This window comes from Psychrobacillus sp. NPDC093180 (genome assembly GCF_044754065.1).
In the GTDB taxonomy this organism is placed as follows: Bacteria; Bacillota; Bacilli; order Bacillales_A; family Planococcaceae; genus Psychrobacillus.
Genome location: NZ_JBIVOJ010000001.1, coordinates 429,148 through 455,664 on the forward strand (window position 1 = coordinate 429,148; position 26,517 = coordinate 455,664).

At 36.4% G+C, this 26,517-nt stretch carries 30 protein-coding genes, 2 pseudogenes and 1 riboswitch; of the genes and pseudogenes, 26 read left to right on the forward strand and 6 right to left on the reverse strand.

Annotated elements, in window-relative coordinates; genetic code table 11:
• Window positions 1-45: 45 nt before the first annotated feature.
• A complete protein-coding gene (locus ACIP9W_RS02175) occupies window positions 46-225 on the reverse strand; it encodes a DUF2759 domain-containing protein (protein ID WP_142538338.1) in 180 nt (59 codons plus the stop codon).
• A 153-nt stretch (window positions 226-378) separates the two neighbouring features.
• Between ACIP9W_RS02175 and ACIP9W_RS02180 the strand changes: the two genes are divergently transcribed.
• Window positions 379-1,017, forward strand: a complete 639-nt coding sequence (locus tag ACIP9W_RS02180; RefSeq protein WP_400785556.1) for an MBL fold metallo-hydrolase — start codon at window positions 379-381, stop codon at window positions 1,015-1,017.
• A 125-nt stretch (window positions 1,018-1,142) separates the two neighbouring features.
• Here the strand turns inward: ACIP9W_RS02180 and ACIP9W_RS02185 are convergent, their stop codons facing one another.
• Together ACIP9W_RS02185 and ACIP9W_RS02190 are read right to left on the reverse strand one after the other, a co-directional pair.
• Window positions 1,143-1,385, reverse strand: coding sequence for a DUF2626 family protein (locus ACIP9W_RS02185; RefSeq protein ID WP_142538403.1), 243 nt, complete (start codon window positions 1,383-1,385; stop codon window positions 1,143-1,145).
• A gap of 140 nt (window positions 1,386-1,525) precedes the next feature.
• Window positions 1,526-2,206, reverse strand: coding sequence for a helix-turn-helix transcriptional regulator (locus tag ACIP9W_RS02190; protein ID WP_400785558.1), 681 nt, complete (start codon window positions 2,204-2,206; stop codon window positions 1,526-1,528).
• 184 nt (window positions 2,207-2,390) lie between these two features.
• On the opposite strand from ACIP9W_RS02190, the gene comGA reads away from it, so the two are divergent.
• From comGA to gcvPB, 11 genes are all read left to right on the forward strand, one after another.
• Complete coding sequence (gene comGA, locus ACIP9W_RS02195; RefSeq protein ID WP_400785560.1) at window positions 2,391-3,407, forward strand: competence type IV pilus ATPase ComGA; 1,017 nt, start codon at window positions 2,391-2,393, stop codon at window positions 3,405-3,407.
• Window positions 3,388-4,452: a competence type IV pilus assembly protein ComGB gene (comGB, locus tag ACIP9W_RS02200; RefSeq protein WP_400785562.1), complete on the forward strand. Its 1,065-nt coding sequence runs from the start codon at window positions 3,388-3,390 to the stop codon at window positions 4,450-4,452. Before comGA ends, comGB begins: the two co-directional genes overlap by 20 nt.
• An 11-nt stretch (window positions 4,453-4,463) precedes the next feature.
• Entirely contained in the window at window positions 4,464-4,787 is a 324-nt protein-coding gene (gene comGC / locus ACIP9W_RS02205; protein WP_282243461.1) for a competence type IV pilus major pilin ComGC, read from the forward strand.
• A gap of 4 nt (window positions 4,788-4,791) precedes the next feature.
• Window positions 4,792-5,244: a competence type IV pilus minor pilin ComGD gene (comGD, locus tag ACIP9W_RS02210; RefSeq protein WP_400785565.1), complete on the forward strand. Its 453-nt coding sequence runs from the start codon at window positions 4,792-4,794 to the stop codon at window positions 5,242-5,244.
• The gene (locus ACIP9W_RS02215; RefSeq protein ID WP_400785567.1) at window positions 5,234-5,542 is read left to right on the forward strand and encodes a hypothetical protein; all 309 of its coding nucleotides are present in this window, start codon (window positions 5,234-5,236) and stop codon (window positions 5,540-5,542) included. Before comGD ends, ACIP9W_RS02215 begins: the two co-directional genes overlap by 11 nt.
• Window positions 5,521-5,976, forward strand: coding sequence for a competence type IV pilus minor pilin ComGF (gene comGF / locus ACIP9W_RS02220; protein ID WP_400785568.1), 456 nt, complete (start codon window positions 5,521-5,523; stop codon window positions 5,974-5,976). The genes ACIP9W_RS02215 and comGF overlap by 22 nt, the downstream gene beginning before the upstream one ends.
• A complete protein-coding gene (locus tag ACIP9W_RS02225) occupies window positions 5,954-6,160 on the forward strand; it encodes a hypothetical protein (RefSeq protein ID WP_400785570.1) in 207 nt (68 codons plus the stop codon). Before comGF ends, ACIP9W_RS02225 begins: the two co-directional genes overlap by 23 nt.
• A gap of 14 nt (window positions 6,161-6,174) precedes the next feature.
• Window positions 6,175-6,687 (forward strand): shikimate kinase, encoded by a 513-nt coding sequence (locus ACIP9W_RS02230; protein ID WP_282243311.1) that lies wholly within the window; start codon window positions 6,175-6,177, stop codon window positions 6,685-6,687.
• Between the two features lie 117 nt (window positions 6,688-6,804).
• Window positions 6,805-6,900, forward strand: a riboswitch (glycine riboswitch).
• Window positions 6,901-7,027: 127 nt separating this feature from the next.
• Window positions 7,028-8,161: a glycine cleavage system aminomethyltransferase GcvT gene (gene gcvT, locus ACIP9W_RS02235; RefSeq protein WP_400785572.1), complete on the forward strand. Its 1,134-nt coding sequence runs from the start codon at window positions 7,028-7,030 to the stop codon at window positions 8,159-8,161.
• A gap of 23 nt (window positions 8,162-8,184) precedes the next feature.
• Window positions 8,185-9,531 (forward strand): aminomethyl-transferring glycine dehydrogenase subunit GcvPA, encoded by a 1,347-nt coding sequence (gene gcvPA / locus ACIP9W_RS02240; protein ID WP_400785574.1) that lies wholly within the window; start codon window positions 8,185-8,187, stop codon window positions 9,529-9,531.
• Window positions 9,524-10,984 (forward strand): aminomethyl-transferring glycine dehydrogenase subunit GcvPB, encoded by a 1,461-nt coding sequence (gcvPB, locus tag ACIP9W_RS02245; protein ID WP_282243307.1) that lies wholly within the window; start codon window positions 9,524-9,526, stop codon window positions 10,982-10,984. Before gcvPA ends, gcvPB begins: the two co-directional genes overlap by 8 nt.
• A 35-nt stretch (window positions 10,985-11,019) precedes the next feature.
• On the opposite strand, the gene ACIP9W_RS02250 is transcribed toward gcvPB, so the two are convergent.
• The gene (locus ACIP9W_RS02250) at window positions 11,020-11,568 is read right to left on the reverse strand and encodes a hypothetical protein (protein ID WP_400785576.1); all 549 of its coding nucleotides are present in this window, start codon (window positions 11,566-11,568) and stop codon (window positions 11,020-11,022) included.
• Between the two features lie 626 nt (window positions 11,569-12,194).
• Between ACIP9W_RS02250 and ltrA the strand changes: the two genes are divergently transcribed.
• Complete coding sequence (ltrA, locus tag ACIP9W_RS02255) at window positions 12,195-13,469, forward strand: group II intron reverse transcriptase/maturase (RefSeq protein ID WP_400785578.1); 1,275 nt, start codon at window positions 12,195-12,197, stop codon at window positions 13,467-13,469.
• A 97-nt stretch (window positions 13,470-13,566) separates the two neighbouring features.
• Here ltrA and ACIP9W_RS02260 read toward each other — a convergent pair whose 3' ends face one another.
• Complete coding sequence (locus ACIP9W_RS02260; protein WP_400785580.1) at window positions 13,567-14,835, reverse strand: AAA family ATPase; 1,269 nt, start codon at window positions 14,833-14,835, stop codon at window positions 13,567-13,569.
• Window positions 14,836-14,951: 116 nt separating this feature from the next.
• Window positions 14,952-15,311, reverse strand: a complete 360-nt coding sequence (locus tag ACIP9W_RS02265) for a rhodanese-like domain-containing protein (RefSeq protein ID WP_400785948.1) — start codon at window positions 15,309-15,311, stop codon at window positions 14,952-14,954.
• A gap of 128 nt (window positions 15,312-15,439) precedes the next feature.
• On the opposite strand from ACIP9W_RS02265, the gene ACIP9W_RS02270 reads away from it, so the two are divergent.
• The 13 genes and pseudogenes from ACIP9W_RS02270 to ACIP9W_RS02330 all read left to right on the forward strand — a co-directional run bounded on the left by ACIP9W_RS02270 (window position 15,440) and on the right by ACIP9W_RS02330 (window position 26,450).
• Window positions 15,440-16,276, forward strand: a complete 837-nt coding sequence (locus ACIP9W_RS02270) for a lipoate--protein ligase family protein (protein WP_400785582.1) — start codon at window positions 15,440-15,442, stop codon at window positions 16,274-16,276.
• A gap of 156 nt (window positions 16,277-16,432) precedes the next feature.
• A pseudogene (locus ACIP9W_RS02275) lies at window positions 16,433-17,227 on the forward strand (ribonucleotide reductase N-terminal alpha domain-containing protein); the annotation flags it as partial.
• Window positions 17,228-17,552: 325 nt separating this feature from the next.
• A pseudogene (locus tag ACIP9W_RS02280) lies at window positions 17,553-19,340 on the forward strand (vitamin B12-dependent ribonucleotide reductase); the annotation flags it as partial.
• A gap of 313 nt (window positions 19,341-19,653) precedes the next feature.
• Window positions 19,654-19,842 carry a hypothetical protein gene (locus tag ACIP9W_RS02285; protein ID WP_400785950.1) on the forward strand — a complete coding sequence of 63 codons (189 nt, stop codon included), beginning with the start codon at window positions 19,654-19,656 and terminating at the stop codon, window positions 19,840-19,842.
• A 149-nt stretch (window positions 19,843-19,991) separates the two neighbouring features.
• Window positions 19,992-20,660: a DNA alkylation repair protein gene (locus tag ACIP9W_RS02290; RefSeq protein WP_400785586.1), complete on the forward strand. Its 669-nt coding sequence runs from the start codon at window positions 19,992-19,994 to the stop codon at window positions 20,658-20,660.
• 630 nt (window positions 20,661-21,290) lie between these two features.
• The gene (locus ACIP9W_RS02295) at window positions 21,291-21,713 is read left to right on the forward strand and encodes a hypothetical protein (RefSeq protein WP_400785588.1); all 423 of its coding nucleotides are present in this window, start codon (window positions 21,291-21,293) and stop codon (window positions 21,711-21,713) included.
• Between the two features lie 69 nt (window positions 21,714-21,782).
• A complete protein-coding gene (locus ACIP9W_RS02300) occupies window positions 21,783-22,847 on the forward strand; it encodes a M24 family metallopeptidase (protein ID WP_400785952.1) in 1,065 nt (354 codons plus the stop codon).
• 16 nt (window positions 22,848-22,863) lie between these two features.
• Complete coding sequence (gene efp / locus ACIP9W_RS02305) at window positions 22,864-23,421, forward strand: elongation factor P (RefSeq protein ID WP_282243299.1); 558 nt, start codon at window positions 22,864-22,866, stop codon at window positions 23,419-23,421.
• Window positions 23,422-23,753: 332 nt separating this feature from the next.
• On the forward strand, window positions 23,754-23,963 hold the full coding sequence (locus ACIP9W_RS02310) for a SpoIIIAC/SpoIIIAD family protein (RefSeq protein ID WP_093265786.1): 210 nt from the start codon (window positions 23,754-23,756) through the stop codon (window positions 23,961-23,963).
• A gap of 3 nt (window positions 23,964-23,966) precedes the next feature.
• Complete coding sequence (locus ACIP9W_RS02315) at window positions 23,967-24,350, forward strand: hypothetical protein (RefSeq protein WP_400785590.1); 384 nt, start codon at window positions 23,967-23,969, stop codon at window positions 24,348-24,350.
• A 15-nt stretch (window positions 24,351-24,365) separates the two neighbouring features.
• A complete protein-coding gene (locus tag ACIP9W_RS02320; protein ID WP_400785592.1) occupies window positions 24,366-25,280 on the forward strand; it encodes a stage III sporulation protein AE in 915 nt (304 codons plus the stop codon).
• A 200-nt stretch (window positions 25,281-25,480) separates the two neighbouring features.
• Window positions 25,481-25,915: a hypothetical protein gene (locus tag ACIP9W_RS02325; protein WP_400785594.1), complete on the forward strand. Its 435-nt coding sequence runs from the start codon at window positions 25,481-25,483 to the stop codon at window positions 25,913-25,915.
• A 1-nt stretch (window position 25,916) separates the two neighbouring features.
• Entirely contained in the window at window positions 25,917-26,450 is a 534-nt protein-coding gene (locus tag ACIP9W_RS02330) for a SpoIIIAH-like family protein (RefSeq protein ID WP_400785596.1), read from the forward strand.
• Window positions 26,451-26,517: the final 67 nt, after the last annotated feature.

Below are 26,517 nucleotides of genomic sequence, written 5' to 3' on the forward strand. Positions count from 1 at the left end.
AAAAGCTGCCATACATATAGTATGACAGCTTTTTTCATGTACGTTTTAGTGTAAACTTGGTGGAAAGCCTTGGTTCAAAATAGTCATGACTGTAAAGAAGCCAAAAACTGCAAAAGTACCAAAGTTAAATAGAACTCCTAGCACATTCTTTTCTTTGAAAGCTTGGAAAGTGCCGATTACAGCTAAAACTGTAACTAGTCCAAAAATAACCATTAATAAGTTCATGAAAGACACTCCTTTCGACATCAGAAAATGAATGTCGCTTTACATATTCCTCTTCTATTGTAATTGTATTCTCTAAATTTGTCGAGTGAAAAAAGTGGCGAAACGTTGAACAACAGATGGATTATCGTTTAAACTAAGAATGAGGTGATTTAAATGTTAAATGTACGTACATATCCACTAGGATTTATTCAAACAAACTGTTATATTATTTCGAATGCGGAAAAAGAATGCTTAATTTTTGATCCAGGAGGGGAAGGAGAAAAAATAGTAAGCGAACTCCGCAGGTTGAATTTGAAGCCACTTGCTATTCTTTTAACACATGCCCATTTCGATCATATTGGAGCAGTAGAGGATGTAAGAAATGCTTTTCGTATACCTGTGTATATTCATACAGCAGAAAAGAAATGGTTGGTCGATCCTTCAAAAAATGGTTCTGCAAAGTATGCAGAAATTCCTTCGATCGTTTGCAAGGAAGCTGATATTATATTAGAAAATGAATTAAATTTAACAATCGGCAATTTTGCTATGCAATTATTGCATACGCCAGGACATTCTCCTGGAAGTATTACCTATTACTTTGCAGAAGCAGAATTTGCGATAGTCGGAGATACTCTGTTTCAAAACAGTATCGGGCGTACAGACTTACCAAGTGGAAATCAAGCAGAATTAATGAAATCCATTCATACGAAGCTTTTAACTTTACCAGAGTCTACAATTATTTATCCTGGTCATGGGCCGGCAACGACAATCGAAGATGAAATGGAATCCAATCCATTTTTAAATGGATTTTAATAAGTTCAGGCTCAGTAGTGGAATATAGTATAGGTTTGTGACACTCTGGTGCTCCAGAGTAAGAAGTATACTAGTAAGAATAAGAAAAAAGCAGCTCAACTTGAGCTGCTTTTTCATTTGGACGATTAATGTCCAGCGCCTGGTACGTGCATAAAAGTAGTGTAGTATGTAAAACCTGCGAAGAAGAACATTAAGTAAGCTCCGAAGATGTACATATACATACGTTCCGAAAGGTTTAAAAACCCTAAAAGAAGGAATAATCCCGTATTTGCTAAAAATAGTAGAGAAGCTTCTGACATACCACCTAAATAAAAGAAAACTGCAAAAATCCCTGTCCAGAAAGCCATCACTTTATACATATTGCCCATTTGTAGTCCCTCCTTTTGCAACGACACAAATATTCTCTCATTCATTATAGATGATTATGTCGACAACTGTAAACTGATTATTGCACATCACTTATGAATATACATCGGATTGTCACAATTATGATTCATCTATAGCTTCATTATAGAACTTCTATTTGATATACGCAATTGTTACAATGATTTTGCATACTTTCTATTTGCACAAAATTATTCGTTGGAAACAGGGCATCGAATTGTCCTTTTAAAAATGATTCATGCAAGGAACAAACGAGTGCAGGGTGTTTATGTAACTGGTTTTTATATGGACAATTGTAAATAGAAAAAGTGATGACTTTTTTACCTTCATTTTCCGTAATTTGAGGTATATACCCAATTGCATTTGCAGCTTCCTTGAAAAGCTCCATTTTACCTTCAAAGGTTTGTGTAGTAGAAGAAATATGCTTGATAATTGTTTGCCCGTGTTGATAACTAATGTCTTTAGCTTTTGTAAGCGCATCGTCTCCCATGGAATCGACTAACTCTAACAGCCATTGTAATAACAAATGATTTTCTTGTTTAGGGAAACTTAAATAGATCGGTTCTTCTGCAGGGAAATATATTCTGGCAGGTCGACCACCTTTTTTATTATTTTCTAATTCGGAGGAAACTAGTTTAGAGTCGTTTAATTTTGTTAAGTGTAGTCTTGCAACATTTGGATGTATGCTAAATTCATCTGCGATTTCTTGTACGTTGACTTGTTTCTTTTCTTTTACTATATATTGATAGATGGAGTATCTAGTTTCATCAGCTAGTGTATTTGTAATTTTTAATGTATCTTTCATACTAATTTCTCCTTTCCTATCTTTTCTATAATTATAAAGTAGAAATATAAAATAACAAATAAAACTATATATTAATAATTAGAAAATTTTAAGAAATCTCTTTATTTATTTGGAGATTGGAAGTATACTTATTTTGTATAAGTTGGATGCGGTCCCAACTTATATCTGGAGAAAGGAACGATGCATGCAACAATTAGAAAATACGATTGAGCAAAAATGTGCCCAATTATTAAGGAAAGCACATAGGTTTGGTGCTTCTGATTTGCATATGATCCCTAATGAAGAAAATTATTTCTATTATTTTAAAAAACACTCCCAAATGTTTGAGGCAGGGAAGCTTCCCCTCCCATTGGGTGAACGTATTATTTCATTCTTCAAGTTTTTATCCTCTCTTGATATCAGCGAAAAAAGAAAGCCACAAAGTGGTTCATTTCAACAAACATTCAATTCTCAAAAATTCTCATTTCGTGTTTCAACATTACCATCTGTATACGGAAAAGAAAGTCTTGTTATTCGATTGCAGCAACATGATAATGCAAAAATAATCCATGCGTTGTCATTATTTCGAGATGCCTCCGAAAAAATAGTAGAGCTTGCGAACAATCGACAAGGACTAATTCTGTTTGTAGGTCCTACTGGCTCTGGTAAATCAACGACCATGTATTCACTTACTAAATATTGTTCCGAAAACTTGAATCGTCATGTCATTTCTTTGGAGGATCCAGTAGAAAATAGTCAATCTCATCTATTGCAAATTCAAGTAAATGAACGATCGGGAGTAACTTATTCAACGGGATTAAAAGCCATCCTAAGACATTCACCAGATGTAATAATGATAGGCGAAATCCGTGATGAAGCTACTGCAAAAGCCGCTATTCAAGCTTCTTTGACTGGTCATTTAGTGGTGTCTACAATTCACGCTAAAGATGGTATTGGTGCTCTCTATCGTTTAATGGACCTAGGAGTATCTGCAGAAGAACTAAAACAAACGATAATTGGTATAGTAACGCAAAGACTAGTACCAATATCAAACTTCAAACAACCGGAGCTTTCCGCCATATTCGAAATAATTTCTGATGAATTTTTAGTAGAGGCATTAAGCTCTCTTATTACTGGTAAGGACTTTCATATCCCACATGCAATTACTCTTTCCTATCAAATTGAGAGAGGGGTAAGAGAAGGTGTCATTCAAAGAAATTAAAGCGTACTTTATGAAAAAAGATGAAACAATTCCTTCTCATATGCAATCACCATTTTTAAGTAGACTAAGTGACTTATTGAAAGAGGGATATACTTTTCATGAGGCTGTTTCTATGTTACTGCCTTTCCATGTGAAAAATGCGAATAAAGTAATCATCCAAGTGACGGAGATTCAAAAAAATGGTTTAAATGTGAGCGAAGTATTTAAATTATTAGGTTTTCCAGCTCGATTACTTCTTCCAATTAATTTAGCGATGATTCATGGACAGTTGCAGGAGACAGTCGCAACTCTCGGAGTGAATGTCGCTGTTTATGAACGAGCGAAAAAACGATTAAGTAATCTATTAATGTATCCGCTCTTTTTGTTTGTTGCTATCTTTTTGTTGTTTACGATTTTCAGAATATATTTCCTTCCCAATATGGAAACCTTGCTCGGCACGAGAGAGTCTAGCAGTTCTGATAATTCTATAGCTTGGACAAGTGTATTATTGCAAATGCCGAATACTTTTTTAATCTTAATGGTTGTGGCTATAGTTCTTATAAGCCTGTTCCTACTATTTATGAATAAGCGAACAGTGGAAGAACAGCTTAGATTTTATCGGAAGATCCCAGTTATAAATAGATGGTATAGACTATTGCTGACTAGAGTATTCGCCAGAGAAATAGGTGGGTTGATCGAAAGCGGTATGCCGCTGCAACAATCGTTAGATGCATTAATCAGTCAACAAGAACATAAAGCCCTTCAGTTTATGGCGGAACAAATGAAACACAAAATTGTGCACGGTGAATCTTTTTCTAAATCAGTTTTACTATTAGACTACTTTACGGAAGATTTTCATCATTTTGTCGTGCACGGAGAAAACAGTGGGTATCTTGGAAGAGAATTAACCTTATATAGCGAGTTTCTATCAGATCGGATTGAAACAAAGCTTTCACGGTATTTAAGCATCCTTCAACCAACATTGTTTTTCATATTAGCTGTTTTCATTATCGGTGCGTACTTAGCGATATTATTACCAATTTACGAAATGATAAATATTGTATAAGGGAGATTATTATGAAGAAATTATGGAAAAATCAACGAGGCTTCACTTTAGTAGAAATGATGATTGTTTTACTTATTATTTCGGTTTTGATACTTATCTCTATCCCAAATGTTACGAAGCATTCTGCCAATATAGATGAGAAAGGCTGCGATGCTTTTTTAAAGATGGTGGAAGGACAAATTCAAGCATATAAAATAGAAAATAAAAAAATACCAACCATGGAGGAACTTAGTGAAAGCGAATTTTTAAATGGGATGGATGCGTGTCCAAATGGAGATAAAATAGAAATTGCCTCAGATGGAAGTGTTGATGTCATAAAAGGAAAAACGGAATAGATAGATGGAGCAATTCAGACGAAATGAACGAGGCTTCACGTTAGTTGAAACAATTCTTGTGTTATCTATCGTGATGGTTATTACAGCCTCCGTCGTATATGTGACGACTTCAAGAATAGAAGCTGCAGAAGAAAAACGTTTTTTTAGACAGTTTCATTTAGATATGCAAAAAGTCCAGTCTATTGCTATTGGAGAAACCAAATATACGCATATTTATTTTGATGAAAATGGCTCAAAATATGTGGGGGAATGGGCAAAAACACGACTATTTGAGTATAAAGTGCCGAAGCATATACGCCTTTCTGCTGATAGTAGTTTAAAGAGAGTCTCTTTTCATCCCAATGGAATGGTGAGCCAATTTGGAACATTTTTGTTTGAGATTAAAAAAGGGACTAAAACAGTCACAAAAACAGTTACAGTGTATATCGGCACTGGCAGGTTAAATTATGAAGAATAGTGATGGGTTTTCTTGGCCAGAGACTATATTGGCACTCAGTATTACTTTTATCATTGCAACCACTTTACTTCCATTACTTAATAATATGCAAGTTCAATTAGAAGAGAAGAAACGAAAATATTATGCCTCTATTGTTATGCTGGAAGCTGCCAAAAAATATGTAACAGAAACGAGTCAAGATGGAACAATGGATATTGAAAAGGTTACGTATACGTATGAGATTCATGATCATCAAATTTGCGTGTACTACAAAGGAATGCGAGAGGAGAAATCGAATTGCGTAACTTTTTCCGATTGAACATTAGTAACCAAGAAGGGTATACACTAGTGGATGGAATTATACAATTATCTGTTTTGATGCTATTTTCTCAAGTATTTGCCGTAACAGTCGGCTGGACAAATAAAATAGAAGATAGTATAACAAATCCTTTGGACACGGAATGGGCGTTATTTATTCAAAACGTAGGAACATATTTAAATGATATAGACACTCTGATCATTCAAAAAGAGCAACCGGGCATACGTGTCAAAAAAGGCGGAGAAGAGTATGACATCGAATTGTACCAAAATTTAATAAGAAAACAAAAGAATCGTTTGGGACATGAGCAGATGTTATTACATGTAAAATCTATTTCAATTTCTATAGAAGGACAAACTCTACGCTTTTATGTCCAATTTTTGAATGGAATGGAAAAGGAGCATAATTTTTATGTTACGTTTCGTTCAGAATGAAAAAGGAGTATTGTTACCAGCTGCAATGTTACTCTTATTAGTCGTTTGTTTGTCGTTATTTACGACAACCGCTGCATATCAATCTAAATATCGAACATATGATTCGTTGGAATTGAGCAACATTAATGCTACTATCATTAAAATAGATAATTTTAAAGAGCGAGAAAATAATCTTGATATGTAGCGAGTTGGTGAAGCATGTACAAAGTATATTTAGTTGGATTTATGGGAAGCGGAAAAAGTGCAGTCGGGAGAAGACTGAGCTATTTGTTAAAAATGCCTTATTACGACATGGATAAAGAAATCGTAAATAAGCAGAAAAGGACTATACCCGAAATATTTGAACAGGAAGGGGAAGCATACTTTCGACAATTAGAAACTGATTTCTTGAAAAACTTCCGTAAAGAGTCCTGTATTATTTCTACAGGTGGAGGTGTTGCGATGAATGAAGAAAATGTTCGAATTATGCGTCAAACCGGTTTAGTATTGTATTTAGATGCTACATTCAATGACATTTGGATGCGCATTAAAAATGATAAGAACAGACCGATTGTGCAAAGTAGTACAAAAGAAGAGTTAGAGCAACTGTATAATAAGAGACGAAGAGCCTATAAAAAAGCAACACATATTACAATCCTTACCGAAAATCGTCCATTGCGACAAGTTACAGAATATGCTGGATACCAAGTAAATCGACTAAAAGGCGAATGAATAATATAAAAAAAGATATATTGTTCGTATTTTAAGTAATTTTATAAAAAGTATTGCGTCTTTTAATGTTCAATGTTAGGATATAGACAAAGCAAGCCATATATACAGATATCGCGGTTGAGTATACGGGGAGAGAACGCTGTAAGTAGCGTCGCCGAAGGAGCAAGTAATCACTATTATGAATCTCTCAGGCAAAAGAACTCGTATAGGACGCAACTCTGGAGAGTGCTTTCGTTTAGTATCACGCAAAGCCACCAAAGAGGAAAGCCATTTTGGTAAACTTTCAGGTGCCAGGACAGAGACCCCTTGTTAATCTAAAGGGGGTACTCTGTCCTTTTTCATGTGTGAAAAACTTAAGGAGGAGATTTTATTGTCAGAACAGTTGAAGCGTACACCTCTATTTGATGATTATGCAACATATGGAGGAAAAACAATTGATTTTGGTGGCTGGGAATTACCTGTACAGTTTTCTAGTATTAAAGAAGAGCATGAAGCGGTAAGGACAAAAGCAGGATTGTTTGATGTCTCTCATATGGGAGAAATTATCGTTACAGGTTCAGCTAGTGAGGCGTTTTTACAAAAGATCATGACAAATGATGTTTCCAAATTAGTAAATGGGCAAGCGCAATATACTGCAATGTGTTACGAAGATGGTGGCATTGTAGATGATCTATTGGTCTATAAAGTAGAAGATAACCATTATTTATTAGTAGTAAACGCGGGCAACATTGAGAAAGATTTTGACTGGATGAAACAATTCGTGACAGATGATGTAGAACTTGTAAATAAATCGGATGAATACGGTTTGCTTGCACTCCAAGGACCACTTGCACAAGGGATTTTACAAAAGCTTACTTCCAAAAACCTAGATGAAATTGGATTCTTCCGTTTCTCGGATGATGTCGAAGTAGCTGGAAAATCAGTTCTTGTTTCTCGTACCGGTTATACAGGAGAAGATGGATTTGAAATCTATGCAGCTAGTAATGATGTAAGAGATTTATGGAGCAATATTTTAGACGCTGGAAAAGAAGAGGGACTTCTACCATGTGGTCTAGGGGCACGTGATACATTACGATTTGAAGCATGTTTACCATTATATGGTAAAGAACTTTCAAAAGATATCTCCCCACTAGAAGCAGGTCTGGGCTTTGTTGTAAAGCTTAAAAAAGAACAAGATTTCAATGGGAAAACTATTTTAGCTGATCAAAAAGAAAACGGTGTTCCAAGAAAAAGTATTGGAATTGAAATGATTGATAAAGGGATTCCACGAACTGGTTATCCGGTGTATGCAGGGGATAAACAAGTAGGTTTTGTCACTACAGGAACGCAATCTCCTACACTCAAAAAAAATATCGGTTTAGTGTTAATTGACACAACATTTGCGGAAATCGGAAAAGAGCTAGAAGTAGAAATTAGAAATAAACGACTAAAAGCAGTTACCGTACCTACTCCATTTTATAAAAGAGAAAAATAAGACAAGAAAGAGGTTGTCCTTCGATGAAGCATCGTTATTTACCAATGACTGAGCAAGATCAAAAAGAGATGTTAGATGTAATCGGCATTTCTTCTATTGATGAATTGTTTGCAGACATTCCTGAAAAAGTACGTTTTAATGGTGAGTATAATATTAAACCTGCGAAAGCAGAATCAGCGTTACTGAAAGAATTAGCAGCTCTTGCTGATAAAAATGCGGATAGCAAAAAGTACGCTTCTTTTCTTGGTGCTGGAGTGTATGATCATTTCAAGCCAATTATTGTAGATCATGTTATCTCTCGTTCTGAATTTTATACGGCATATACTCCATATCAGCCAGAAATTTCACAAGGGGAATTGCAAGCAATTTTTGAATTCCAAACGATGATTTGTGAATTAACTGGTATGGATATCGCAAACTCTTCTATGTATGACGGTGGTACAGCGCTTGCTGAAGCTGGTAACTTAGCTGCTGGGCACACTCGCCGTAAAAAAATTATTGTTTCTGAAGCGGTTCATCCTGAATATATTGATGTAGTGAAAATGTATGCTAAAGGACAAAATGTTCAAGTGGTAACAGTACCAATAAAAGATGGCTTAACTGATTTGTCGAAACTAGAAGAATTAGTGGATGAAGAAACAGCAGCCGTTTTAGTTCAGTACCCAAACTTCTTTGGTCAAATTGAAGATTTAGCAAAAGTAGAACAACTAACACATGCTCAAAAAGCATTATTCGTTGTTTCTACAAACCCGCTTGCACTTGGAGCTTTGACGCCACCTGGTAAATTTGGGGCAGATATTACAGTTGGAGACGCACAACCATTTGGAATCGCGGAAGCTTTTGGTGGACCTCATTGTGGTTTCTTCGCAGTTACATCTAAATTGATGCGCAAAGTTCCAGGACGTTTGGTTGGAGAAACAACGGATGAAGATGGCCGTCGTGGATTTGTGTTAACATTACAAGCCCGTGAGCAACATATCCGTCGTGACAAAGCGACTTCTAACATCTGTTCGAACCAAGCGTTAAATGCACTTGCAGCTTCTGTTGCAATGACAGCACTTGGGAAAAAAGGTGTTAAAGAAATAGCGATTCAAAATATCACAAAAACACATTATGCGAAACAAGCTTTTGAAAAAGCAGGCTTTGAAGTACCTTTCCAAGGAGCACATTTCAACGAAATCGTTGTGAAAGTAAACGGTTCTATTACGGATGGTAACAAAGCACTCCTTGAAAAAGGAATTATCGGAGGATTTGACTTAGGTAGAGTGAATTCCGATCTTAAAAATCACGTATTAATCGCTGTAACTGAGCAACGTACAAAAGAAGAAATAGATGCACTCGTGCAAGAAATGGGGGCTCTTCATGCATAAGGATAACCAACCACTAATTTTTGAAATTACGAGAGAAGGTCGTGTAGGATATAACCTACCTGAATTAGATGTTCCTGAAGTAGATATAGCGTCATTATTACCACAAGGTATGCTACGCGAAGAAGAGGCGGAATTACCAGAGGTCTCCGAGCTAGATATTATGCGCCATTATACTGCTCTATCAAACCGTAACCACGGTGTGGATACAGGATTCTACCCACTTGGATCTTGTACGATGAAATACAATCCGAAAGTTAATGAATCGGTTGCACGTTTCCCAGGTTTTGCTAACATTCATCCATTACAAGATGAATCTTCTGTTCAAGGCGCAATGGAGCTAATGTATGATCTTCAAGAGCATTTAATCGAAATCACTGGTATGGACGAAGTGACACTTCAACCTGCAGCTGGTGCGCACGGTGAATGGACTGCTCTAATGATGATTCGTGCATTCCATGAAGCAAATGGCGACTTACAACGTACAAAAGTAATCGTTCCAGACTCTGCTCATGGAACTAACCCTGCATCTGCAACTGTAGCTGGCTTTGAAACTATTACAGTAAAATCAGATGAAAACGGGTTAGTAGATTTAGAGGACTTACGTCGCGTTGCTGGTCCAGATACAGCAGCCCTAATGCTAACAAACCCAAATACATTAGGTCTATTTGAAGAAAGCATTTTAGAAATGGCTGAAATCATCCATGGTGTTGGTGGTAAATTATACTATGATGGCGCTAACTTAAATGCGGTTATGTCTAAAGCACGTCCAGGAGACATGGGCTTTGACTGTGTTCACTTAAACTTACACAAAACATTTACTGGCCCTCACGGAGGCGGTGGTCCAGGTTCAGGTCCGGTTGGAGTAAAGGCTGACCTAATTCCATACCTACCAAGTCCAGTACTGGTAAAAGAAGAAGATAAATATACATTCGACTACAATCGTCCACAAGCAATTGGTCGTGTAAAACCGTTCTATGGCAACTTTGGTATCAATGTTCGTGCTTACACGTATATCCGCTCAATGGGTCCGGATGGTTTAAAAGCTGTTACTGAATATGCAGTACTAAATGCAAACTATATGATGAGACGTCTAGAAGAGTATTTCGATCTTCCATACAATCGTCATTGTAAGCATGAATTCGTATTAAGTGGTCGTCGTCAAAAGAAACTTGGCGTTCGTACTTTAGATATGGCAAAACGTCTGCTTGATTTTGGATATCATCCACCAACAATCTACTTCCCACTGAATGTAGAAGAGGGTATGATGATCGAGCCAACAGAAACGGAGTCCAAAGAAACATTAGACGCATTTTGTGATGCATTAATCCAAATTGCCAAAGAAGCGCAAGAGGATCCAGAAATTGTTCAAAATGCACCACATACAACAGTTATCAATCGTTTAGATGAAACAAAAGCTGCTCGTAAGCCAGTTTTACGTTATACAAAAGCATAAAAAGAAAGTGCGGTCCTCAAATGGTCCGCACTTTTTTAGTCTTCAAATGGTATGTCGTATTGCCTTGCTTTTTGGTAAATTGCACTTTGCACTGATCCATTAACAACTCCTGATACAGGAAATTCAATTACATACCCATCTGTAAACTCAAAAATATATATTTCATCTTGTTTCTCTTCTGGTTCCTCTAATACATGTACTACCTTTGAAAGGTTTCCCCATTCGTATTCTACTTTTTTTCCGAGAAGTGGATTAAATTCTATTTTATCTTCATGTAGATAAACATAATTTTGAACACCTAACGTAAAAATGAGTATAAATCCAATTGCTGCGATAACAATCATTATCGCTCTAACTATATTAGATTTTAAAAAATAAGACGCACAAAGAAGCATAATTGCAAAAACAAATGAGAATGCAAGCGCCAAAAAACTCGTGCTAAGAGGGACAAAAACAATCGATCCAGGGCCACTATAAAATGTAATCGACGTAATGACGGGAGTGAGTATGCAAACAAATGGTGCAACTATTAATAAAATAAGTGCAAAAATCCAAAACAAATCCTTGCGATTTCCTAGTGCCAAAATAATCCACCTCATTCAAATGATTTCATAATTAAGTATCATGTTAATCGTTCTACGAAAATAGAAGTGGGAAGTTTCAGGAATTATATGAAAAAAAAAAAAGAATCACTGTGGATTCTTTTTCATTGTGTGCCAGGCATGGCAACTATCTAGGTGGTGAGAGTCCACTGTGGGGGTACACATCGACCAACCACTAAGGAAGCGCAAGGTACTTATCGTGAGGTAAGGGCTGGAGGAAGCGTGGAATAAAATCTTGGCTTGACGAACAGAAATCTGATACTAAGGCTCTACAAAGGGATAAGACTCCAATACAAGTCGAAGTCCAAAAGATGTGCGTAACTTTGTAGGGTAAATCAGGCGAGTAAAAGAGGAAAGATAGTTGTCTTACCCTGGGAGGTCTTGCGGATGTACATTGATACAGTCGAAAACGGTTAGTCGCAAGAAGTCAGCAGAAGCCATAGTAATGACCTTTGGTCATGAAGGGCCGAACAATTTATAGTGTTTCAACGCCACAAATGCGTAAGTGACGGACTCCGAATGTGTTAATGGTGAAAGTATGAGCGTATCTCAAATGATAACCAAAATGGAGATATTACTTACTACGTGAGAGGAAAGGAGAAACGAGTGTGCAACTTTTAGAAAAGATTCTAAGCAATCGAAATATGAATGAAGCCTACTTACGTGTCTATAGAAATAAAGGTGCAAGTGGGGTCGATGGAATAACGGTTGATGAACTCAAAGAGTATCTGAAAGAGAACAAGGATGAGCTACGTCAGCGCATCAGAACTAGAAAATACCAACCACAAGCTGCCTTACGAGTGGAGATTCCAAAAGAAAATGGAAAGATGCGCAAACTGGGAATACCAACAGTAGTGGATAGGGTCGTTCAACAGGCAATTCATCAAGTACTCAGTCCTATATTTGAAAAAGAGTTTAGTGAATACAGTTACGGTTTTAGACCAAATAGAAGTTGTGAGATGGCAATCATAAAAAGCCTCGAATTTCTGAATGATGGAAACGATTGGATAGTGGACATTGACCTTGAAAGATTTTTCGACACAGTCAACCATGATAAACTCATGCGAATTATATCCAATACAATCGATGATGGAGAGGTCATTTCTTTAATAAGAAAATACTTGGTCAGTGGGGTCATGGTAAAGGGAAAATATGAAGAAACACCGATTGGAACTCCACAAGGAGGAAACCTCAGTCCACTGTTAAGTAATATAATGTTGAATGAAATGGATAAGGAACTAGAAAGTAGAGGACTCCAATTCGTGAGATATGCGGATGACGCTCTTATCTTCGTGAAGAGTGAGAAAGCTGCAAATAGAGTGATGGAATCAGTCGTTAAGTTTATAGAAAAAAAATTAGGGTTGATAGTTAATGCAGAAAAGAGTAAAATCGCACGTCCAAAAGACTTGAAATTCTTGGGGTTTGGATATTACTACGATACAAAAGACAAGAAATATCAAGTTCGACCACATCCAATGTCAGTACAGAAATTTATAAGAAAACTTCGGCAACTAACAAAGCGAAACTGGAGCATCCCGTTAGACTACCGAATATTAAAACTAAAACAAGTAATATTTGGTTGGGTAAATTACTTTAGAACTGCAAACATGAAAACGGCTATGCGTGAAATTGATAAGAAACTACGATCAAGAATAAGGGTAATCATTTGGAAACAATGGAAGGTACCAAGAAAACAGATAAGGTCGCTAATCCAATTAGGGATACCCGAAGAAGAAGCCAAAGGCTTAACATACTGTAGGAAAGGTTATCGATTTATCGGATTATCGAAAGTTGTTCAAAGAGCAATCTCTAATAAACGGCTAGAGCAGAGGGGAATACCCTCTGCTCTAGAACGTTACTTAGAAGTACACACTGAAATATAAATTGAAACGCCGTATACGAGACCCGTACGTACGGTGTTGTGAGAGGGGCGAAAATAAGTTAACTTATTTTCCCTCTACTCGATTTTAGATAATATGGTTAAAATCCGATCGAAGATTCGTCTTTCTCCCAATCGTTTTTTATGGATCGTTTGTTTTGCTTAATCAGTTCCTCAATCCGTTTTTCATAAGCGAGTTCTCCATCATAATGCCAATTGAGCGCAACCGACATATACAGCTCGTTCAATTGAGACATAGATAATCCTTTCGAACGTTTCGCCATATCTGCAAATTGTTCATCCGTGAAAATATGCTTAATATCCAGTTTGCGTAAATAGTTTTCCCGCACTTTTTCAGATGGGGAAGGGATTTCGTAAGCACGATCAAAACGACCAGCCCTATTAATAAGCGCAGGATCGATTTTTTGCGGGTAATTTGTCGTCCCTATGATAAATAACCCTTCTCTTGATTGAGCGCCGTCTAAAGTGTTTAAAAAGACGGAACGTGTGTATTCTGGCATGGAATCGATATCTTCAATTACTAAAATTGCTGGTGCTAGCCGAGTGACAATTCCAAATACTTCTTGTACCGAATGACTACCAGTGAATTCAGTTATTTGCCAATAGACGACGGGAGCCTTGGTAGAACCGGTAATCGATTTCACTAAAGTCGTTTTACCATTACCAGGTGACCCGTATAGTAATATCCCACGTTTATAGGGTAGTCCATAATCTTTGAAAAAGTGTCCATCTTCTTTAAAAAATTCATCGATTGATCGGAAAATGTCTTGTTTAATGCTTTCAGATAATAATACATCATCACGACTTACCGCAGCTTGCTCGCCGTATTTTCTACGTTGTACCCCATGCTCGGTATCTACCAAATAGGTAACGGATTGCATAAGCAGCTGACGCATTTTTTCATTGATTTCTTGCAAGAATGTAAGTGCTGTTTCTGCCGAAATTGAAAAGAAATAGTATTCTGGCCAACTGTTCCCGCCAGAGTAGTTAAAAGAGAATGTCATTGCGACATCATATTCGGGGAAAAAGATTAGATTATTTTCAAAGGTATCAACAATCTCTAGCTTACTTTCTACTGATAATTGTGATTTACTTGTAATTTTACTTTGTGCCCTTGTTTCAAATATAGATGCTAACACTTCATAGTTAACGAGATTATTTTCCATCATTTCTAATAAGTTTCCGTCTAATTGTAAAATAGATTCTCCTATATCGATGGTTTGCCAATTAGCATATTTGCGTTCTTTTAGCAAATGAATAATGCGTTTGGAATGAATAGCAAAGTCCTCGTAGTTTGGATGTGTTTCTCTGAAATCTTCATTATGTGAAAACAAAACATGTTTTTGCATCTAATACCTCCATTAGCGGGATGATTATAGAAAAAGGTCCCTCTTTTAAAAGAAGAACCTTTATGTATATCTAGACTCAGAATTTTAGCTCATTTTACAAGGAGCACTTTTTAATATTATTTTGTTTTAATCTTACCAGTCCAAGTTTTGAAGCCACCTTGAAGTTGGTTTAAATCAGAATAGCCTTTTTTCTTTAAAAACATTGCTGCACGAGAACTTCTTGCGCTGCTTTGGCAATATAAATAAACAGGCTTATCTGGGCGAATTTCTTTGAAACGTTGGCGAAGTTGTGACGAAGGAATATTTCTTGCTCCAAGAATATGCCCAGCATCGAATTCTTTTGGTTCTCTCACATCGATAAGTTGGGCTTTACGATAACCCGTTATAAACTGTTCTTGCGTAAGGTTTGTAACTGCTTTTTTTAATCGTAATGCTTGAATAATAGCGTAAACTATTAACACGACAATTACAGCGATTAAAAAGTATAAAGTATTAGACACGGTCTTTCCCCTTTCTATGTTTCCATATCTATTATAAAAGATTCACTAGATACAATTCAATCTATTTGATAAAATGAATATCGTTGTGAAGGGGGAAGACTTACGTGGAAAAGACAAAATGGTATTTCATTAATTCTGGACCTTGTAGTCCAGCATATAATATGGCACTTGATGAGGCGCTATTAGATTGGCATAGCGAGGGGCTCATCCCACCAGTCGTACGATTTTATGAGTGGAATCCTGCTACTTTATCGATTGGCTATTTTCAATCGGTTGATAAAGAAATAGACATGGATGCCATTGAAAAATTAGGACTAGGATTTGTTCGAAGACCTACCGGTGGAAGAGGCGTGCTCCATGAACATGAACTTACATATAGCGTAATTGTGACAGAAAGTTATCCTGATATGCCTGCAACTGTAACGGAAGCTTACCGGGTTATTAGTGAAGGTTTGTTACTTGGCTTCCAGAATCTCGGTTTAGATGCTTATTTTTCTGTTCCAGATACGGAACAAAAAAGAGAGGATCTAAAAAAACCGAAATCTGCCGTATGTTTTGATTCTCCAAGTTGGTATGAACTTGTAGTAGAGGGTAGAAAAGTGGCAGGTAGTGCACAAACAAGGCAAAAAGGGGTCATTTTGCAGCACGGAGCTATTTTATTGGATTTAGATGAAGATAAGTTAATTCAAACATTTAAGTTTTCCTCTGATGAATTAAGGGAAAGAGTAAAAGCGAGTTTGTCGAAAAAAGCGGTTGCCATCAACAATATTAGTAAAAATCCGGTCACAATCGATGAATGCAAGGTGGCATTTAAAAAAGGTTTTGAAGACGCTTTAGAAATTGAATTAGTGGAATATAAGTTAACAGAAGAACAAGAGTTGTATGTAAAAGATTTGGAAGCAAAGCGATATGCTAATGATGAATGGAACTTTAGAAAATAATTTATTTTTTTTAGTCATTTAGTCCATTGACTACTGCGATCATTAGGTTTGCGTCAAATCTATTCATTTGCAAAATAACACAACATATAGTATCGTTTATAAACAATGATACACTATATGGTGTGTTTTATTTTTTATTAAAAGGGAGGCAATATGATGGTATTAGCATCTCAAAACCCACATGCAACCATTAACATTAAACAATTAAACAAAGATATTGAGCAATTTCCACAAGTACACCCAATTACTACGGACATGAAATTAACACATAAAGGTGTATCTAGACTAGTTATGATTGATCGTTACTCTTTTAAAGATACGGAGAAAAAAACATTAAAAACAGGAGATTTTGTCGTATTAACGGTAAAGGACGATCCGAAGTTTCCGGCGCGCGGTTTAGGATATATCGTGTCGATTAATGTTGAGGCGAAAACGGCGGATGTATTGATCGAAGAAGATTATCGAAGTGCAATTGATGACAACAATCAAGTTGCATCAGGTGTTGTAACTCGCCCGCTTAGCGTAATTGAAAAGCCTTTAGAAGTATTCTATGAACAAATTGCTAAACGAAATGCTACAGGACTTGCTTCAGTGGAGAAGACGGAAGAAAAAAGAGCAGAATGGTTCGAAAAGTTTTATCAGCAATTAGTTTCTTTAAAATTCATCCCTGCTGGACGAGTATTATACGGAGCAGGCACAGGAACGGATGTAACATATTTTAACTGTTACGTTATGCCGTTTGTGGCTGATTCTCGTGAAGGAATTAGTGATCATCGTAAACAAGTAATGGAGATTATGAGCCGCGGTGGTGGAGTTGGTACAAATGGTTCTACACTTCGTCCACGTAATACATTAGCACGCGGGGTAAATGGTAAATCTTCCGGTTCTGTATCTTGGTTAGATGATATTGCTAAATTGACTCATCTTGTCGAACAAGGTGGTTCACGTCGTTAACATATCGGCGACGTAATCTCGTGAATTGCTGGAACATCCTTAGAGCTCCCTTCACCACAACGTGACTAGTAATAGTGAGCGTGAAGGTTTGAAAAGAAGAGAGATTGGACAATCAGCAGCGAAGGGTCTTTGGAAACGGAGATCAACGTTCAACGACTATTGAAACTTCCTAACGCATTGCTATGGAAGAAGTAAATTATAGTTATCAGTAATGATTCTATAAGGCACGAGACAAAGAATAATGATTTTTCTTTGATGATATAGTCTGAACTTATGTGAAAGCATAAGAGTTAGGCAGAAATGACCTAACCCCACATATGGTGGTGTAACAAAATTGGGAGCACAAATGATAATGCTGGCAGATTGGCATCCGGATATTGCGGAATTCATCATTTCGAAAATGCAAAATCCGCGAATTTTACGATTCCTAATCGAAAATACAAAAGACGAAACGATTAAACAATTAGCGAAGGACAAGCTTAAATTTAAACCGTTGACATTGCAGGAAGAAGCGATGTATCAAGGTATTATAAACTATAAAGCAATCCCTGGTCTTGGTGGGTTCAGCAATGAAATCATTCGTGATGCAGAGACGAAACTTCGTGATGGTGGTACATACACTGTTCATAATTCAGAATTTTTAACTGGTGCCAACATTTCAGTAACACTAACAGATGATTTCATGAAAGCAGTAGAAAATGATGAAGATTTTGATCTTCGTTTCCCAGCGACTGAATCATATACAGAAGAGGAAATGGCATTCTATAACGAAAATTGGCATACGATTGGCGATGTTCGTGAGTGGGAGAAAATGGGTTATGCAGTAAGAACTTATCGCACAGTAAAAGCGAAAGAACTTTGGAATTTGATTAATATTTGTGCGACATACTCAGCAGAGCCAGGTGTTTTCTTCATTGACAATGCAAATGAAAAAACAAATGCAAAAGCATATGGACAAAAGGTTGTTGCAACCAATCCATGTGGTGAGCAGCCATTAGCTCCGTATTCTGTTTGTAACCTAGCTGCTGTGAACCTAGCACAATTTGCAAATAAAGAAACAAAAACAGTAAACTATGAAGCATTAAAAGAAACGGTACGCGTTGGTGTGCGTATGCAAGATAATGTTATTGACGCAACCCCATATTTCTTAGAGGAAAATAAAGTACAAGCACTCGGCGAGCGACGTGTTGGACTTGGCGTAATGGGATTAGCAGATTTACTAATTTATTGTGAAAAAGAATACGGTTCTGAAGAAGGCAATATTTTAGTAGATGAGATCTTTAAAACTATTGCGATTGCAGCATATGAAACTTCTGCGGAACTTGCAAAAGAACGAGGAAGCTTCCCGTTCCTAACAGGGGAAACAGAGGAAGAAACGAATCGACTTCGTAAAGCTTTCACTGAAACAGGATTTATGCAAACAATGCCAGAGGAAATTAGAAATGCTATTCTAGAATCAGGCATTCGTAACTCGCATTTATTAACAGTTGCTCCTACGGGATCTACTGGAACAATGGTTGGTGTTTCGACAGGTCTGGAGCCTTATTATTCGTTTACGTATTACAGAAGTGGACGTTTAGGGAAATTTATTGAAGTGAAAGCAGATATTGTAAAAGAATATTTAGCTAAAAATGAAACAGCGGAAGAAGAAAATCTTCCAAACTGGTTTGTGACAGCTATGGAATTACCACCAGAAGCACATGCAGATGTGCAATGTATTATCCAACGCTGGATTGATAGTTCGATCTCGAAAACAGTAAATGCTCCACGTGGCTACACAGTAGAGCAAGTAGAAGCTGTTTATGAACGCTTATACAATGGCGGAGCAAAAGGCGGCACTGTATACGTGGATGGAAGTCGTGATGCGCAAGTATTGACGCTAAAAGCGGAGGAAAATACATTAGACGATCAGGAGCAGGAAGAAGAAAAAGTATTTGAAAAACGTCCTATCGTATTAATCGATACAATCCAAGATTTACGCTCGACGAATGTAACGATTGGTTCAGAAGTAGGAAATACTTGTCCAGTTTGCCGAAAAGGTACGGTAGAAGAAATGGGCGGCTGTAACACATGCACGAACTGTAATGCACAGTTAAAATGTGGTTTATAATATAAAAGAGAGTTAAATAAATGTGATTTGGAAATAAAGTTGCGAAGAAATACCTCTTTGGATATTCTTATCTAAAGAGGTATTTTTTTATGTCTAAAAGACTATAACATCTAAAAGCGATAAATGGATTAAGAAGGTCGTGGCTCTGGTATAGGTCCAGATTATCAGCCGGGGCTAAATATTCAGGATGTTTCTTCAATAGGTAGCTCCACTCGATTGTAAGGAATTAAAACAGCTAGACATAAAAATAAAACTACCTGTGCTATCAGCAGTAGTTATCAGGAATCTTTTAGGATGGAGGATAAGGATGACACTGACGAAATTATCTTATAGTGGCTTAAAATATGGAGAAAATGATATGGAAATAAAATTATTGGTGGATATACAAGATGATTGGTTTGAAGTAACACATACAAAAGAAGTGTCTCAAGTAATGAATCAATCAACAGGTGAATATATCGTTGTACATCGAAACACCCTGAAATTTGAGGTTATTTCATAATCCGAACCTTATGTGAAACATAATAAAATCTCCTCTTTATTTGTCTTTAGCATTCAAATTAACACCATAATTAGCATTGGTTTTACTAATAGATAAAACTTAAAACTTTTCAGGATTGACACTTTCCTTTAATAAAGGAGTTGTATAAAATGTATGAAAAAAAAGATACAGAAATAAAACGCTCTTCAAAAGCAGAAAACATTCTACTTCAAATCAATAGTAAAACTAAGCTAGGCGACTTACGAAAAATCGCGAAGGACATAAAAAAAGACCACGAACTAGCTCTGGAACTTTGGTCAACCGAAGAGTTTTTGCCCAGACTATTAGCGATCTTAATTATGGATAAAAAACTTCTTTCACAAGATGTGCTAAATAAGCTTGATAAAGATATGCAGATTCACACATTTGATGAACGAAATAACTTAATGGATTGGTTAATGGCAAATCAACTCACCAAAGACAAGAAGAAAATTGCATTGATGGAGTCATGGGAAAATAGTCCTTCTGCTCTTCGAAGGCGAGCTTTCTGGTATTATCAAGGGCGATTGAGATGGACTGGACAAACACCCCCTGATAACACCGCAGACTTGCTATCTGCAATAGAAGCTAATATTACGCAGGAAGAACCGGAAGTTCAATGGGCTATGAATTTCACCGCAGGCTGGATAGGCGTTTATGATGAAAAGAATCGTGCACGTTGTATTAAACTTGGTGAGAAAACGGGTCTTTACAAAGATGAAAAAGTAGCAAAAGGATGTACTCCCAGCTATTTGCCGGAGTTCATTACGATTGAAGTTAACAAACGACATAAAAATTAGCTGAAAAAAATTATTAGGGTTTCATGCAAAAAATAAAAGAATTTAAAGTCTCAATGTGAAAATTGTAATAGACTTGGACCGAAAAATAAAAACAACGCGTTATAGTTGTGCAATATTTAACAAAGAAGGAACTCGTTTTGTTTTGATCAAGTTTTAATTCAAAGCCACCACAAAAGCACGAACTGATAAAGGCAATTTATCAGTTCGTGCTTTTGTGTTTAAGGAAACAAAGAAGTAGTTCGTCGTACAATCTTCGAAAATGAAGGAGACGGTAAATAGTTGAGCAAAACAACCGGTCTAGCAGATATTAGCTTAAAAAGAATGTCAATTTATATTTCCGCAATATTGAAGTGTCTTCGCGCAACCTTTTAAACAAAACTATCCTCTCATCTCATGTAAATTTGCAATTTTATGACTTGGTTGCTTTCGTGCTGATTTGATTGCTTACTGAGTAGAATTGGTTGCTGTCAATCATGGTTTAATCGCCCTTAGCCATTTACTGGGTATAAATATTGGATTCAACGTACACATTAGCCATCGGTTAGAGATAAGCATTTACGTATTTGCTGTTTCTTGTTTAAAAAATCCTTTCAAAGCCTACACTAGAGTAAAAAAGTTGAGGAGATTTACATGAAAGGTTTAGCGATCAGTACTAGTTTTACGGTGGCATTGATTACTGTAATTATGCTCAGAATATTAGATTTTTTTCATTTCATTAAATGGGATCCAGTAGGATTTTCGGATACTTTTCATGTTTTAAAGGATAGCAATGCAATCATCAAATGGATAATATTGTTTATCGTTGTGTGGGCAGCGAGCATCATTTTATATTATATTAGTTTGGTGTTCATGAAAATCCCGGTAGCTATTACAAGTATTGCACTAGGATTATTAATCGCTTTTATTTTAGAATGGATTATTCTGGATGCTAATACCATTGAAAAAACTATTAAAAAAATGTCTATCCCCTTTATCTGTATTATTATCGTGGCTACACGATTTTTAATGGAATCCGCCATCTTTCATGCGCAAGATAAACCTTTAAGCAAATGAAAATTTACCATCCTTATTTCGTATGCTAAAATAATAAGCAGAAGTTATTAGAAAATGAGATGAGGGGTAATCATGAAAGTTGCGAAGTTACGTACAGCGTTAGAAGAAAAAGGGATCGACGCATTATTAATTACAAATGGATACAATAGACGCTATATGACAGGATTTACTGGAACGGCTGGTGTTGCAATTGTTTCTAAAAACGATGCAGTTTTTATCACGGATTTTCGTTATACAGAACAAGCGGCAAGCCAGATTAAAGATTTCCGCATTGTAAAACATGAGAAGACTTTAATCGAAGAAGTAGCTAAACAAGTTGCTGAAATGGGCATTCAATCGCTTGGATTTGAAAAAGAGGATTTGACATACAGTAGCTTTGAATTGTATAAACAAGCTGTCAAGGCAGATTTAGTGCCTTTATCTGGTCTTGTGGAAAAAATTCGCTTGATAAAGACGGACGAAGAGATTAGTATAATAAAGGCAGCTTGTCGCATTGCAGATGAGGCTTATGAGCATATCGTTACATACATAAAACCAGGGATGACGGAACTACAAGTGTCCAACGAATTAGAATTTTTCATGCGCAAGCGTGGAGCAACCTCTTCTTCTTTTGATACAATCGTTGCTTCAGGCGTTCGTTCTGCACTACCACATGGTGTAGCATCGGATAAAGTAATTGAAGTAGGCGACTTTGTGACATTAGACTTTGGTGCAATATATAATGGCTATATTTCTGACACGACTCGTACAGTTGCAGTTGGGGAGCCGAGCGAACAATTGAAAGAAATTTACCAAATTGTCCTAGATTCACAATTACTTGCTTTAGAAAAGGTGAAACCGGGTATGACAGGTAAAGAGGCAGATGCAATTGCGCGCGATTATATTGCTTCTAAAGGCTACGGAGAAGCATTTGGACATTCATTGGGTCATGGAATTGGTCTCGAGGTTCACGAAGGGCCAGGATTATCATTCCGTTCGGATATTGTGTTAGAACCAGGTATGGTTATTACGATTGAACCAGGTATTTACTTACCGAATATCGGTGGTGTAAGAATCGAAGATGATGCACTAGTAACAGAAAATGGTTTAGAAAAGCTTACGCATTCGACAAAAGAACTATTAATACTAACTTAATTTTGGAGGGAAATAGATGATTTCAGTAAATGATTTTAAAACAGGCTTAACAATTGTAGTAGATGGTGTACTTTACCGAGTATTGGATTTCCAACATGTAAAACCAGGAAAAGGTGCAGCATTCGTTCGTTCAAAATTAAGAAATTTACGTAATGGTTCGGTGAATGAAAAAACATTCCGTGCTGGAGAAAAAGTAGAAAAAGCACAAATTGATAACAAAAAAATGCAATACTTATATGCAAGTGGTGATCAACACGTATTCATGGACACTGATTCATATGAGCAATTAGAGTTAAATGAAAACCAAATCGAAGAAGAATTAAAATATTTACGTGAAAATATGGAAATTCATATTATTCAATATCAAGGTGAAACTCTTGGAGTAGAATTACCAAAATCAGTTGAATTAGAAGTAACAGAAACAGAACCAGGTATTAAAGGAGACACTTCTGGTGGTGGATCTAAAACAGCAACACTTGAAACTGGTTTAGTAGTAACAGTTCCACTTTTCATCAACGTTGGGGATAGATTAATCATTAACACAGATGAAGGTTCATACGTATCAAGAGCTTAAAATAAAACTATAAATAGCGAGTCTTTTCTCGATTTTTTCGAGAGAAGGCTCGTTTTTTTGTTGTTTTCACATATTAAAAGCCTGATGTTCAGAACTTTATGTTCGCACAAGAGGTTTAGTTGGAAAATTTAAAGCTTTAGTTGGAATATTGTAGTGTTTAGTTGGAATTTTGCTCTGTTTAGTTGTAAAAAAGCGCATTTTAGTTGTAAAAGGAAATTTATGGTTCTACTAGCTGCTCTAATGTTTAATAGAGCTTCCCCTAATTTGCGATAATCTTTTTCATATTCTCGGATATCCGTTCATATGTTATTCGTATGGAAGGGGGAGGCATTGTGGAACTTCACGATGTACTTCGAGTTGCGGGTATAGGATTATTGATTGCGATTCTGCACTTGTTTTTTGAATCTACTGGTAAAAAAGAATTTGCTTTTTTCTTGTTTTTTGTTGGATATATATATATGACAATCGAATTGTTACGTTTATTAAGATTATTTTTTTACGAAATTTCCACATTTCTAGAATGGCTTCTTATGACGAGTTAGCCAATGATTGTATATGTGACGATTATCCTTGCATTTTGCTTGCTGGAATTAGTAAAAGAAACGTATCCACGCTTACATTCGATTATCTATACTATTTATATCTTTCTTTTTTTAACATATTTAGTGATTTCCCTTATTATCCCGTTTGTAACTCACTATTTCTCCATAGTTCCAGTCGCCCTACTACCCGTATTTAAATTACTCCTTTTTTCGGTCTTATTACTTTTTATTACTCAAATTGTGGAAGAGCTTCTTTCGGAGTATGAGTATACAAGCCTTGCAACGATACTTACGTTTACTACAAAAGCAATCATCCTTCTCGCTTGGCTGCAACATATGAAGCAATTTTACGAAAAGTTTTTTTCCGTACTCGGATTACTTACTTGAAGGAATGAACAATGAATGATGGATGAAATGTTACAGACATTAATGCAGCCGGTCAAAGAGGTCATCCAAACATTTACGTATATTTTACTGTTTGGATTGGTATTTGTATGTTTAGAGTGGTTAATACCATCTAGTAAACGGTTATTAAAGTTTTTGTTTATCATGATTATTTGTTTTTATTGTTTAGAGCCTGCAATTCGAACGTTAGATATGATCCAAGCGCTCTCCAACCAATTAGTAACCTTGTTTTTAGGGATGTATCCATTACTAACGGCAGGAATAGCTTTATCTGGTGGCGCGTTACTAATCACCTTGTGGAATCCAATGGTTATGGTGTTTGCTTCTTTTACGACCGTATTAGCTGAAAAAGTATTAATTCCCTCCATTATGGCGGCATTCATATTTGATGTAATAACTAGAATACATCCAGCTACTTCGTTTTCAAAAATGTCCGATCTCATTCGGATGACTCTAGTTGGGACTACCTCTATTATCTTACTTTTATATAGTTTTTTTATGACCGTTAACGGTGTATTTACATGGTCTGTCAGTGGGGCGGTTAACGAATCGGCAAAAAGACTAATCGCCAATAATATTCCCTTTGTTGGTTCTCTTTTAACAGAAAGTATTAGTACGATGAAAAGTTACTCATCTTCAGCTTCGGTTGTTACAGGCAACGCAGTACTGTTTTCTGTACTAGTCCTTGTATCGATACCGACTATCCAGACGATACTAATTGCTTTTTTATACCGATTATTGGGAGCGATTCTCGATCCTTTTATCGACGGTGATATTAGTGGTTTACTAGACGATATTGGTAGAACATTGTTTGTGTTGTCTGTGATTTCAGTATTAATCGCATTTGCTTTCTTTTTTACCATTATTCTAACGATGCTTTTTGCAAAATTACTCATAAGTGTGAAAGGATAAGAAAAATCGTTAACAATTTCTTGTTTGGATTGCTACTGATTGTCGTTGTCGGTGAACTTTTAACGATATTACTTGAAGGTTCGGGCAGTGAAAAGATAGACTTTCTCGTAAAAATTGCGATAATCTTCTGGATCTTGTCCTTTCTCTTCATATAAATAGTTTGTCTTGCATAAAGTATTGTAACCATCATGAAAAGAAGGGTGAACATTATATCAATTAAACAAAAGCCCACTTTTCGTTTTGTTGTCATAAGTATTGCTGTTCTCATTATCAGTCTACTTTTTTCAGAAATGTTCCTTTGGAATGATGAAAGCAACGAACAAGAAACAAAACTAGCTCCCAAAACAACAGAAGATTTAGGCTACATATTGGAGAAAATCAATGGGGTTGGTCGCGTGGAAGTTTATTTTCATTACAAAGAGAACACTGAAAAATCAACGGAAAGCGAGGTATCATTTTTCCAGTGGACAAGTGACAGTAGGGGGGACAAGGAAGAACTGATTGGAATACTAGTAGTAGCGGAAGGAGCGAGGGATAAACGCGTACAAAATAATTTGATTAAGACCCTTTCATCTGTTTTGCAAATAGCTCCACATCGAATTGTGATACAAGAAATGGAAATGGAGGATAAATAATATGAATATAAAAAAGAGATCAGTTTGGTTTTTAACTTTAATCAGTTTAGCAGCGGTAGTGACGGTTTTCTACTTATCAGATCGACCATCGCCTTTTGATGGAATCGCTCTTTTTTCCAATGACACATTAGATGACGTGGAATTAGTAGAAACATCATCTACGAACGAAGAATCATTTGCCTCTAGTAATAATGCATTCGAAGAGATGAGAATGGAAGTACAGGAACAACGTAGCCAACTTCGTGCACAATTAGAGACAAAAGTCGGTTCGAATGAATTTACTGCAGAACAAAAAGATGAAGCGTTTAACAAAATTGAAGAATTAGTTAAGGTTGATTCCACAGAAGCGATGTTGGAGCTAATTATTAAATCGTTAGGATATGACGATGCGCTTGTTCGAATCGAAGATAATGATGTATTAATAGATGTTGTGGCGAGCGAACAATCTACTAAAAAAGCATCAGATATTATTTATGCTGTAAAAAGAGAATGGCCACAAGCTTACAATGTGGAAGTTAAATTCAACGGTTTATGATAAAAAAAGTGCCTCTAGCGGGCGCTTTTTTTCATTCTTTCGTGAAGATTTCCGCCGTAGCTATTTC